Annotated in this window: 10 protein-coding genes, 2 tRNA genes and 1 rRNA gene; 2 read left to right on the forward strand and 11 right to left on the reverse strand. The window is 60.2% G+C overall.

Annotation, left to right across the window (positions count from 1 at the left end; all coding sequences use genetic code 11):
• Positions 1-53: 53 nt before the first annotated feature.
• From ilvA to REA38_RS16110, 7 genes are all read right to left on the reverse strand, one after another.
• Positions 54-1598 carry a threonine ammonia-lyase, biosynthetic gene (gene ilvA, locus REA38_RS16080; RefSeq protein ID WP_015379394.1) on the reverse strand — a complete coding sequence of 515 codons (1545 nt, stop codon included), beginning with the start codon at positions 1596-1598 and terminating at the stop codon, positions 54-56.
• Positions 1599-1603: 5 nt separating this feature from the next.
• Positions 1604-3454, reverse strand: coding sequence for a dihydroxy-acid dehydratase (gene ilvD, locus REA38_RS16085; protein WP_033649965.1), 1851 nt, complete (start codon positions 3452-3454; stop codon positions 1604-1606).
• A gap of 77 nt (positions 3455-3531) precedes the next feature.
• Positions 3532-4458, reverse strand: a complete 927-nt coding sequence (locus tag REA38_RS16090; protein WP_033636413.1) for a branched-chain amino acid transaminase — start codon at positions 4456-4458, stop codon at positions 3532-3534.
• 23 nt (positions 4459-4481) lie between these two features.
• Positions 4482-4739, reverse strand: a complete 258-nt coding sequence (ilvM, locus tag REA38_RS16095; RefSeq protein WP_004929955.1) for an acetolactate synthase 2 small subunit — start codon at positions 4737-4739, stop codon at positions 4482-4484.
• Complete coding sequence (gene ilvG / locus REA38_RS16100) at positions 4736-6382, reverse strand: acetolactate synthase 2 catalytic subunit (protein ID WP_164134906.1); 1647 nt, start codon at positions 6380-6382, stop codon at positions 4736-4738. Before ilvG ends, ilvM begins: the two co-directional genes overlap by 4 nt.
• Before the next feature lie 142 nt (positions 6383-6524).
• Positions 6525-6623 (reverse strand): ilv operon leader peptide, encoded by a 99-nt coding sequence (gene ilvL, locus REA38_RS16105; protein ID WP_013814970.1) that lies wholly within the window; start codon positions 6621-6623, stop codon positions 6525-6527.
• Between the two features lie 133 nt (positions 6624-6756).
• The gene (locus tag REA38_RS16110) at positions 6757-7989 is read right to left on the reverse strand and encodes an MFS transporter (protein ID WP_033654504.1); all 1233 of its coding nucleotides are present in this window, start codon (positions 7987-7989) and stop codon (positions 6757-6759) included.
• A gap of 341 nt (positions 7990-8330) precedes the next feature.
• Here REA38_RS16110 and REA38_RS16115 point away from each other — a divergent pair, with 341 nt between their 5' ends.
• The gene (locus tag REA38_RS16115; RefSeq protein WP_308884476.1) at positions 8331-9854 is read left to right on the forward strand and encodes a YifB family Mg chelatase-like AAA ATPase; all 1524 of its coding nucleotides are present in this window, start codon (positions 8331-8333) and stop codon (positions 9852-9854) included.
• 27 nt (positions 9855-9881) lie between these two features.
• Here the strand turns inward: REA38_RS16115 and REA38_RS16120 are convergent, their stop codons facing one another.
• Positions 9882-10220 (reverse strand): DUF413 domain-containing protein, encoded by a 339-nt coding sequence (locus tag REA38_RS16120; RefSeq protein ID WP_004929946.1) that lies wholly within the window; start codon positions 10218-10220, stop codon positions 9882-9884.
• Positions 10221-10339: 119 nt separating this feature from the next.
• Here REA38_RS16120 and hdfR point away from each other — a divergent pair, with 119 nt between their 5' ends.
• Positions 10340-11167, forward strand: a complete 828-nt coding sequence (gene hdfR / locus REA38_RS16125; RefSeq protein WP_033636417.1) for an HTH-type transcriptional regulator HdfR — start codon at positions 10340-10342, stop codon at positions 11165-11167.
• A 261-nt stretch (positions 11168-11428) separates the two neighbouring features.
• Here hdfR and REA38_RS16130 read toward each other — a convergent pair.
• The 3 genes from REA38_RS16130 to rrf all read right to left on the reverse strand — a co-directional run bounded on the left by REA38_RS16130 (position 11429) and on the right by rrf (position 11842).
• Positions 11429-11504: transfer RNA gene (locus REA38_RS16130), tRNA-Trp, on the reverse strand.
• Positions 11505-11555: 51 nt separating this feature from the next.
• A tRNA-Asp gene (locus tag REA38_RS16135) sits at positions 11556-11632 on the reverse strand.
• 94 nt (positions 11633-11726) lie between these two features.
• Positions 11727-11842 (reverse strand): 5S ribosomal RNA (rrf, locus tag REA38_RS16140).
• Positions 11843-11859: the final 17 nt, after the last annotated feature.

Here is an 11859-nt window from a genome sequence, read left to right on the forward strand (position 1 = left end):
AACCATGCAACCCATAAACTGACTAACGCGTCACGGTTGCTTATCAATCCGACTCACCCCTGCAAAAAGAAGCGGAACGCCGGGTTGTCGGTTTCGTCGTGGCAATCGTAGCCCAGCGCCTGCAGGTGACGCTCGAATTCCGGCTCGCTTTGCGCCAGCTCGAAGGCCGCCAGCACCCGGCCGAAGTCGGTGCCGTGGCTGCGATAGTGGAACAGCGAAATGTTCCAGTGCGTGCCCAGCGTCTGCAAGAACTTCAGCAGCGCGCCCGGCGACTCCGGAAACTCAAAGCTGTACAGCCGTTCGCGCAGCGGCTTCGACGGACGCCCGCCCACCATGTAGCGCACGTGCAGCTTGGCCATCTCGTCGTCCGACAGATCCACCACTTGATAACCGTCGGCGTTGAGTTCGTCGATGATCTCCCGCCGTTCTGCGTGGCCGCGCGTCAGACGCACGCCGACGAAAATGCAGGCGTTATCGGCATCGGCGTAGCGGTAGTTGAATTCGGTCACCGAGCGGCCGCCCAGCAGTTGGCAAAACTTGAGGAAGCTGCCCTGCTGTTCCGGAATGGTTACCGCCAACAGCGCTTCGCGTTGTTCGCCCAGTTCGCAACGTTCGGAAACGTAGCGCAGCCCGTGGAAGTTGAGGTTGGCGCCGGACAGCACGTGCGCCAGACGCTCGCCCTGAATGTTGTGCTGCTGCACGTACTTTTTCAGCCCCGCCAGCGCCAGCGCGCCGGAAGGTTCGGCAATGGCGCGCACGTCCTCGAACAGATCTTTGACCGCCGCGCAGATGGCGTCGCTGTCCACGGTGATCACGTCGTCCAGATACTCACGGCATAGGCGGAAGGTTTCGTCTCCGATGCGCTTCACCGCCACGCCTTCAGCGAACAGCCCGACGCGCGCCAGATCCACCGGATGGCCGGCATCCAGCGCCGCGCGCAGGCAGGCGGAGTCTTCCGCTTCGACGCCGATCACTTTGATCTGCGGCATCAGCTGCTTGATCAGCACCGCCACCCCGGCGGCCAGGCCGCCGCCGCCGACCGGCACGAAGACCCGATCCAGATGCGCGTCTTGCTGCAGCAGCTCCATCGCCAGCGTGCCCTGCCCGGCGATCACCGTCGGATGATCGAACGGCGGCACGAAGGTCATGCCCTGCTGTTGGGAAAGCTCGATCGCCTTCGCCTTGGCCTCGTCGAAATTGGCACCGTGCAGCAACACTTCGCCGCCAAAGCCGCGCACCGCATCCACCTTGATGTCCGCGGTGGATACCGGCATCACGATCAGCGTTTTGATCCCCAGCCGTTTACCGGAGAAGGCGACGCCCTGCGCGTGGTTGCCGGCCGAAGCCGTTACGACGCCGCGCGCCTTCTGCTCTTCGTCCAGCCCGGCGATCATCGCATAGGCCCCGCGCAGCTTGAAGCTGTGCACCGGCTGGCGATCTTCGCGCTTCACCAAAATGGTGTTGCCGAGGCGCGAAGAGATTTTGCTCATGGCCTGCAACGGGGTGACCTGCGCCACCTCGTAGACCGGCGAGCGCAGTACCGCTCGCAGATATTCCGCGCCACAGGGGGCGCTGGGTAGGGGTTGAGAGACCGCCATACTGCTTATCCCCCCAGTTTGCTCTTGTCGCGCACCGCGCCTTTGTCGGCGCTGGTGGCCAACGAGGCGTAAGCGCGCAGCGCGAAGGACACCTGACGTTCACGGTTTTTCGGCGTCCAGGCCGCGTCGCCGCGCGCCAGTTCCGCCTCATGCCGCGCCGCCAGCTCCTGCTCGCTGACATCCAGCTGGATGCCGCGATGCGGAATGTCGATCGCGATCATGTCGCCGTCCTGCACCAGGGCGATCAGGCCGCCGTTGGCCGCCTCCGGCGAGGCGTGGCCGATGGACAGCCCGGAGGTGCCGCCGGAGAAACGTCCGTCGGTGATCAGCGCACACGCCTTGCCCAGCCCCATCGATTTCAGATACGTGGTTGGGTAAAGCATTTCCTGCATGCCCGGCCCGCCTTTCGGCCCTTCGTAACGGATAACGACCACGTCGCCCGCCACCACTTTGCCGCCGAGGATAGCTTCTACCGCATCATCCTGGCTTTCATACACTTTGGCAGGGCCGCGGAAGGTGAGGATTTCCTTGTCTACGCCGGCGGTTTTGACGATACAGCCATTTTCCGCCAGGTTGCCGTACAGCACCGCCAGCCCGCCGTCCTGACTGTAGGCGTGCTCACGGGTGCGGATGCAGCCCTCCTTGCGGTCGGTGTCCAGCGAATCCCAGCGGCAGTCCTGAGAGAATGCCTGCGTGGTGCGGATACCGGCCGGCCCGGCGGAGTACATTTTCTTGACGCTTTCGTCGCGGGTCAGCATCACGTCGTAGGCTTCCAGCGTCTGCGGCAGGGTCAGCCCCAGCACATTGTTCACCTCGCGGTTCAGCAAGCCGGCGCGATCCAGCTCGCCGAGGATGCCGATTACGCCGCCGGCGCGGTGCACGTCTTCCATGTGGTATTTCTGCGTGCTCGGCGCCACCTTGCACAGATGCGGCACTTTGCGCGACAGGCGATCGATGTCTTCCATGGTGAAGTCCACCTCGCCTTCCTGCGCCGAAGCCAGCAGGTGCAGCACGGTGTTGGTCGAGCCGCCCATGGCGATGTCCAGCGTCATGGCGTTCTCAAACGCCGCCTTGTTGGCGATATTGCGCGGCAGCGCGCTCTCGTCGTCCTGCTCGTAATAGCGTTTGGTCAGCTCGACGATGCGCTTGCCGGCGTTGAGGAACAGCGCTTTGCGATCGGCGTGAGTGGCCAGCAGCGAGCCGTTGCCCGGCTGCGACAGGCCCAGCGCTTCGGTCAGGCAGTTCATCGAGTTGGCGGTAAACATGCCGGAGCAGGAACCGCAGGTCGGGCAGGCGGAACGCTCGATCTGCTCGCTGTCGGCGTCGCTGACGTTCGGGTTCGCGCCCTGGATCATCGCGTCCACCAGATCCAGCTTGATGATCTGATTGGAGAGTTTGGTCTTGCCGGCTTCCATCGGGCCGCCGGAGACGAAGATCACCGGAATGTTCAGGCGCAACGCCGCCATCAGCATTCCCGGGGTGATCTTGTCGCAGTTGGAGATGCACACCATCGCGTCGGCGCAGTGGGCGTTCACCATGTATTCGACCGAGTCGGCGATCAGCTCGCGCGACGGCAGGGAATAGAGCATGCCGCCGTGGCCCATGGCGATGCCGTCATCCACCGCGATGGTGTTGAACTCTTTGGCCACGCCGCCGGAGGCTTCGATCTGTTCGGCGACCAGTTTGCCCAGATCGCGCAGATGCACGTGGCCCGGCACGAACTGGGTAAAGGAGTTGACCACGGCGATGATCGGCTTGCCGAAATCGGCGTCGGTCATCCCGGTCGCGCGCCACAATGCGCGGGCACCCGCCATATTGCGGCCGTGGGTGGTGGTGGCGGAACGGTACTTAGGCATGCTCTTTTCACTCCAAATGTATTTATGACAGGCGGCGAACGAACCGCCTGGATATTCTTATCTTGTCTGTCTTGTCGTTACGGATTGACCGGATCCAGCCAGCCGTATTTGTCTTCTGTCTTGCCGCTGAACAGGCCGAAGAACGCCTGTTGGATCTGTTTGGTCACCGGGCCGCATTTGCCGATGCCGACCTGAATGCCGTCCACGCTGCGCACCGGCGTGATTTCCGCCGCGGTGCCGGACATGAACACTTCGTCGGCCAGGTACAGCGATTCGCGCGACAGCACCTGCTCACGCACTTCGAAGCCCATGTCTTTCGCCAGCTTGATGATCGCGTCGCGGGTGATGCCCGGCAGCGCCGAAGAGGTGAACGGCGGGGTGTAAATCACGCCGTCTTTCACTTCAAACAGGTTCTCGCCCGCCCCTTCGGAAATGTAGCCGTGCACGTCGAGCGCAATGCCTTCCTGATAGCCGTGGCGACGCGCTTCGCTGCCCACCAGCAGAGAGGAAAGATAGTTGCCGCCGGCCTTGGCCGCGGTGGGGATGGTGTTTGGTGCGACGCGGTGCCAGGAGGAGACCATCGCGTCGATGCCTTGATCCAGCGCTTCTTCACCCAGATAAGCGCCCCAAGGAAACGCCGCGATAATCACGTCCGTTTTGTAACCGGCCGGCGGGTTGACGCCCATGCCGACATCGCCGACGAACACCAGCGGGCGGATGTACGCGCTGACCAGGTTGTTCTTGCGCAACGTGGCGCGGCAGGCTTCCATCAGTTCGTCAACGCTTTGCGAAACCGGCATGCGGTAGATTTTCGCCGAATCGTGCAGGCGCTGCATATGCTCGCGATGACGGAACACTACCGGCCCCAAGTGCGAGTCGTAGCAGCGCACCCCCTCAAATACCGACGTGCCGTAATGCAGCGCGTGCGACATCACGTGCACTTTGGCCTCGGCCCAGGGAACCATCTCACCATTGAACCAAATGTAATCGGCTTTCTTTGTCATTGTTATTTATCCTTCTCGGCGCCTCAGGCGCGTATTTGTTGTGATGTTGGCTGCTGGATCTCGACGCAGGAGACGTCCATCAGTTTGCTTAATTGAGATGACAACAGGGCAACCGGACGCGGGCTGGCAACGGTCAATTCGATATTGATGCTGTCGGCGTTGGCCGGGGAAACCATATTCATAGCACAAACCTGAAAGCCGCGATGACGCACGACCCGCAATACGCGCTCTAACATTTCGGGGCGAAAACGCGCCTGGATCGAGAGTTGATGCTGCATCATGATATTTCCTCCAACATGGTTTCGTTGCCGGCGCCCGGCGGCACCAGCGGCCAGACGTTTTCGAGTTCGTCGATAGAGACCTGCAGCAGATAAGGGCCTGCGGTGTTGAACAGCGCCTCGAGCGCGCCCTCCACCTGATCCTTGCGGCTGATGCGCTGGCCGGGAATGCCGAAGGCGGCGGCCAGCATCAGGAAGTCGGGGTTATCGGACAGGTTGGTTTCACTGTAGCGGCCGTCGAAGAACAACTGCTGCCATTGACGCACCATTCCGAGGCGCTGGTTGTCCAGCAGCACGATCTTCAGCGGCAGCTGTTTGCGCTTGATGGTGCCCAGTTCCTGCACGTTCATCATGAAGGAGCCATCGCCCGAGACGCAGATCACCGTATCTTGCGGGCGCGCGATCTGGGCCCCTACTGCCGCCGGCACGCCGAACCCCATGGTGCCGAGGCCGCTGGAGGTGATGAAATTCTCCGGGCGTTCGAACGTCATGTGCTGCGCGCTCCACATCTGGTGCTGGCCCACGTCGGTGGTCACTACGCTGTTGGCCGGCTTGCGGGCGGACAGCTGGCGCAAGAACAGCGGCGCGTAGATCGGCTGGCCGGGGTGATCGTAGCGGCAGGCGTGGTCGGCTTTCAGCGCCGTCACCTGCTGCTGCCAAGGGGCGATGTTCAGCGGGCGCTGCAACGCCGGCAGCAACGCTTTCAGATCGCCCTGCAGGGCCACATGCGCCTGGCGCAGCTTGCTCATTTCCGCCGGGTCGATATCCATGTGGATCACTTTGGCGTGCGGCGCGAAGGCGTTCAGTTTGCCGGTCACGCGGTCATCGAAACGCGCGCCGACGGCAATCAGCAGATCGCACTCCTGCACCGCCAGGTTGGCAGCCTTGGTGCCGTGCATGCCCAACATGCCGAGGTACAGCGGATCTTGCGCATCCGGCGCGCCCAGCCCCTTCAGGGTGGCGACGTTCGGCATGCGGGTCACGGCGATGAACTCGCGCAACGCCGGCACCGCCTGCGCCATGCCCACGCCGCCGCCGACGTACAGCATCGGTTTGTGCGCCTGCGCCAGCAGCTCGGCCGCCTCCGCCAACGCCGCCGCCGGGAATGCCGGCGCTTCATCGACCGGCATCAGATGCGGGTGCAAGTCGCCCTGCGCCAGCTGGATGTCTTTCGGGATATCGATCAGCACCGGGCCAGGACGGCCGCCGGCGGCGATGGCGAAGGCTTCCGCCATAATGCCCGGCAGCGCGTCCAGCGATTCCACCAGGAAGCTGTGCTTGGTGCAGGCCAGAGACAGGCCGAGAACATCGATCTCCTGAAAGGCATCGGTGCCGATCAGCGCGGAACCCACCTGACCGGTGATGGCGACAACGGGAACGGAATCGAGCAGCGCATCAGCCAGGCCGGTGATCAGGTTGGTGGCGCCGGGGCCGGAAGTGGCGATGCAAACGCCGACTTTGCCGGTGGCGCGGGCGTAGCCGATGGCGGCCATCGCGGCGCCCTGTTCATGGCGGCACAGCAGGTGTTCCACACCGCCGTCGTACAACGCATCGTACACCGGCATGATTGCCCCGCCCGGATAGCCGAATACGGTATCCACACCCTGCGCACGCAACGCTTGAACTACCCACTGAGCGCCATTCATAGTTATTTCCCCGCCTTACTTCGAAAACCGCAGGATTTTGTTCTGTTTTTCATGCTCTGCCCCTTGCTCCACTTTTCTCTTGCCAATAAAAAACCCCCGGACCTGACGGTGCGGGGGTTCTCTTGCGATTCCGGCTTGTTTGCTAAGCCTTTCTTCGTCCAAGTGCAGCCCCGCACGGTGGGATAATAATCACCACCACGCTAATCACGACTAGGCTAATCACTTGGGCAAAGGCTTTCATAATGGGTTTGTTCACTGTGCTCATTCAGAACTAATGCTTACAGAGGTACCATAGTCGCGCGCGGCATGACAACACTTTTTTTGCGTTATTATTCGGCGCAATCTGGTCATACCTCACGCGAATCGCCCGGATTTCACACGTTGGCGCGCACGCCCGGATTTCTCACCGCGTCTGTGATCGCCTTGCCGCGCGTATCCTTGCCGAAGAACACCAACAGGGCGATCGCCAGCGCCACCGTACCGGCGACGATCGCCATCGCCAGGCCGTAATTATGCCCATGATGTTCGGCGATGGTCGCCTGCAGCGTGGCGTTGACCGAAGCGATCAGGTTACCCAACTGGTACACGAACCCCGGCAGCACCGCGCGGGTGTTGGCCGGCACCAGCTCAGTCAGGTAGGTCGGCACCACGCCCCAGGCGCCCTGCACCATGAACTGCATCAGGAAAGCGCCGATCCCCAACATCAGCGAACCGCTGGAAAATGCCCACAGCGGGATCACCGGCAGCGCCAGCAGCGCGGCGATGATGATCGCTTTTTTGCGGCCGATCTTTTCCGACAACGAACCGAAGAAAACACCGCCGATAATTGACGCGATATTGTAGCTAATGGCGATGATACTAACGGTTTTTGGATCGAAACCATGCTGAACTTTCAGAAACACCGGATACAGATCCTGCGTGCCGTGGGAGAAGAAATTGAACGCCGCCATCAGTAGCACCAAATAGCAGCACAGCTTCCAGTGGCTCTTCAACACCGGCAGCAAGGCAGAGCTTTCCTTGCGTTCACGCGCCGCCAGCCACACCGGCGACTCCTGCACGCAATAATAAATAAATGGCAGCAGCAGGATCGGCGCCGCGCCGATAACAAACATGCCGCGCCAGCCGACCGTTTCGAACAGCAGGCCGTACACCACCGCCGCCAGCAGATAACCGAACGGATAGCCGGCCTGGAAAATGCCCGACATCAGGCCGCGCGAGCGGTCCGGTATGGTTTCCATCGCCAACGACGACGCCACGCCCCAGATGCCGCCCATCGCAACGCCGTACAACACCCGCAACAGCAAGAAGACCGTCAGCGAGGGCGCGGCGGCGGAGAGCAGCTCAAACACCGAGAAGAAGACGATATTCAGCATCAGGATCGGCTTGCGGCCATATTTTTCCGCCGCACGCCCGAAGATCAGCGCGCCAATCGGGCGCACCGCCAGCGTGAGCAAAATCGCCAACGTCACCTGTTCCAGACCGACGTGAAAGGATTGCGCGATGTCACTGAGTAAGAATACCAGCACGAAAAAATCGAAAGCGTCGAGCGTCCAGCTTGAAAAGCTGGCGATTGCCGCGTTGCGTTGCAGCGGGGTCCAACCAAACATAGTGTTATCCCTACCGTAGAGTACGAAGTCAGGAGGTTTAGCGGCTGCCGGGCAGAATGCGGCGGCGGTCGGGGTTTGTTAAAGAAGTGATTTTTCTTTTAATCAATTGTTAAATACACCCGTTAACCCTATGGTTGCAATGCGTATGGGCCGCTAATATGTTGCAGCCTTCAGCGAATTGTTAATGGGTATTGCCGCAGGTTGCGAGGCGGCTCGCACAACTTCATTTATTTCGATGAAAATCAGCGATTATTCTGCTAAATGCATCGAAAAACCACCAATAAAGCCGCGCAATGCCCGGATGAATCACGCATCATGTCGCCCTCAGCAAGGAGAGCGATATGTCACTGGCGGTAATCTATAGCCGCGCCATCATCGGCGTTCAGGCCCCTTCCGTGACGGTGGAGGTGCATATCAGCAATGGCCTGCCCGGCTTGACGCTGGTCGGCCTGCCGGAAACCACGGTAAAAGAGGCGCGCGATCGGGTGCGCAGCGCCCTGATCAATAACGGTTTCACCTTTCCCGCCCGGCGCATCACCGTCAATTTGGCGCCCGCCGATCTGCCGAAAGAAGGCGGGCGTTACGATCTGCCGATAGCGCTGGCGATCCTCGCCGCCTCCGAGCAATTGCCCCTCGCACCGTTGGCGCGCTACGAGTTTCTTGGCGAGCTCGCGCTGTCCGGCTCACTGCGCGCGGTCAGGGGCGCGATCCCGGCGGCGCTGGCGGCGGCTGATGCCGGGCGGCAACTGATTCTCTCAACGGACAACGCCGCCGAAGTCGGCCTGATCGCGCAGTCGCACTCCCATACCGCCCGGCACCTGTTGGAAGTCTGCGCCTTTCTGCTCGGCCAGGGCGAACTGCCGGTGGCGGCCACGCCTCCCGCTGCGGACACCGCCTGCGAAAACGCCGACCTGCGCGATATCATCGGCCAGGAGCAGGCCAAGCGGGCACTGGAGATCGCCGCCGCCGGCGGGCATAACCTATTGCTGATTGGGCCGCCGGGCACCGGTAAAACCATGCTGGCCAGCCGCCTCACGGGCCTACTGCCACCGCTCACGGAGCCTGAGGCGCTGGAAAGTCTAGCGGTCGCCAGCTTGCAGCATCACATTCCCGCTGCCCTACCATGGCGCCAGAGGCCGTTTCGCGCACCGCACCACAGCGCCTCGATGGCGGCATTGGTCGGCGGCGGCTCACTGCCGCGACCGGGCGAGATCTCGATGGCGCATAACGGCGTGCTGTTTCTGGATGAACTGCCGGAATTCGAGCGTAAGGTACTGGATGCGCTGCGTGAGCCGTTGGAATCCGGCGAGATCGTGATTTCACGCGCCAACGCCAAGGTCTGTTTCCCCGCCAGAGTGCAGCTGATCGCGGCAATGAACCCCAGCCCGACGGGGCACTATCAGGGGCTGCACAATCGCGCCTCACCGCAGCAGGTGTTGCGCTATCTGGCCCGGCTGTCAGGGCCTTTTCTCGACCGTTTCGATCTGTCTATCGAAGTGCCGCTGTTGCCGCCGGGAACACTCAGTCATCGGAAAACACACGGAGAAAGCAGCGAACAAGTGCGGAAAAGAGTGCTGCTGGCACGCGCCCGGCAACTCGAACGCGCCGGTAAAGTCAACGCGCTGCTGAGCAACCGCGAAGTGGAACGGGATTGCGTTCTGCAGGCGGCAGACGCCGAGTTTTTGGAAGCGACATTAAACGCGCTGGGGTTATCGGTTCGCGCCTGGCAGCGCATCTTGAAAGTGGCGCGCACGCTGGCGGATTTGGCGGGAGATGCTGAGCTCGACAGGCGCCACCTCAGCGAAGCGCTGGGCTATCGCAGCATGGACCGCCTGCTGTTACAACTGCATCGTAGTCTGGAATGAAAATGGGGCCCACAGGCCCCATCGTCTTTAGTCTTCGCTGTCGCTGTAATCTTCTACTGCGTCAGCCTGCGGTTTACCGCCGGACAGAGTATGGAATTTCTTCGGGCGACGTGTGCGCGCCAGATATTTAGCCCATACTTTTTCCTGCTCGGTAGCCGCTTCGCGCTCACCGCGGCACACTGCGACGAACAGTTGTTCTTCTTCAGTGGCCGGCTGGCGTTTGCCCGAGTCCAGCTCGTTAAACGCGTAGCCGAAGCGCTCTAGCAATTGCGCCTCTTTAATGGTGAAATCGCCGTGACGGGAGAACCCGCGAGGGTAATGTTTATTATCAAAAAAACGATTGGTCGTGGTGAAGCTATCCGCCATCTGACACGCTCCTAATTCTCTTATGGCCGTGCTGTTTATGGCGCGGAGTATTAGATAGGCTTGACAGCGTGTAAAACAAAACATTTAAATCTTAACGACAAATTTTTTTGGAGATAGGTGTGGATACCGAATTACTGAAAACCTTTTTGGAGGTCAGTAGAACGCGTCACTTTGGCAGAGCCGCAGAATCTTTGTACTTAACGCAGTCCGCGGTCAGTTTCCGCATCCGTCAGTTAGAAAACCAGCTGGGCGCCAATTTATTTACCCGTCATCGCAATAATATCCGCCTGACGCCTGCCGGCGAGCGCCTTCTGCCCTATGCCGAGAGCCTGATGAACACCTGGCAGCTGGCGAAAAAGGAGGTCGTGCGTTCGCTGCAACACACCGAGTTGTCGATCGGCGCTACCGCTTCGCTGTGGGAAGCCTATCTGACCCCTTGGCTACAGGCGCTCTATCAACAACGCGAAGCGCTGCAGCTAGAAGCCAGGGTGGCATTAAGGCACTCTTTGGTAAAACAACTGCATGAAAGGCAGCTCGATTTACTGATCACCACTGAACCGCCTAAGATGGATGAATTGGCCAGCCAGCAACTGAGCAATTTCTCATTACGCCTGTTCTCATCCGCGCATCGTGACAAACAGGCCCCCATGCCCTACATCAAGCTGGAATGGGGAGCCGACTTCCACCAACAGGAAAGCCGCATGCTGGAAGGTGATAACGTGCCGGTGCTTACTACCACCTCCGCTCACCTGACGCGTCAGCTGTTGGAAACCACGGGCGGATGTGCTTTCCTGCCCAGCCAGTGGGAAAAAGAGTATCCACAGTTGGTGGCCGCCACCGAGATCCCGCCGATTATCCGCCCACTGTATGCCGTCTGGTTGCAAAACAGCGATCAACAGCCTTTGATTCGGCAATTACTTAAAATACCTTTAAATACCGCAGCCTAAAGCGTTATGGCGGCCTTAAACGCCGTCATCGTGGTCATGCCTGTCTATCACACCAAAACGCGCTCATCGCCTTCTGAGAGAAGATAATGCAAAACGAGATAAGAATCAGGAGGCCGGCAGGATAGAGTTCGGAGGAACATGAAGCAACCAGGATCGGGCAAACATCGGCATATAGCGTCAAAAGCGCTCTATTCCAAAGCGGTAAGGAAGAAAAATGATAGGCAAAAAAAAACCCTTTGCTTTCGCAAAGGGTTCTTAATATGGCAGGGGCGGAGAGACTCGAACTCGCGACACCCGGTTTTGGAGACCGGTGCTCTACCAACTGAGCTACGCCCCTAAATCTCGCTTAACATTATGCCTGCTAATAAAGCAGGCATAATTAAATAAGTGGCGGAACGGACGGGGCTCGAACCCGCGACCCCCTGCGTGACAGGCAGGTATTCTAACCAACTGAACTACCGCTCCACCGATTCTTTTACGTTGCATCTTTCGATGCCGGCAATATCGCGCTCTGCGATTTGCGCATTACCAGCCGTCACGCTGATAACGTTTATTTGATGCCTGGCAGTGTCCTACTCTCGCATGGGGAGACCCCACACTACCATCGGCGCTACGGCGTTTCACTTCTGAGTTCGGCATGGGGTCAGGTGGGACCACCGCGCTATTGCCGCCAGGCAAATTCTGTTTCATTC

The organism is Serratia sp. MF1(2023), assembly GCF_030954545.1.
Taxonomy (GTDB): domain Bacteria; phylum Pseudomonadota; class Gammaproteobacteria; order Enterobacterales; family Enterobacteriaceae; genus Serratia; species Serratia sarumanii.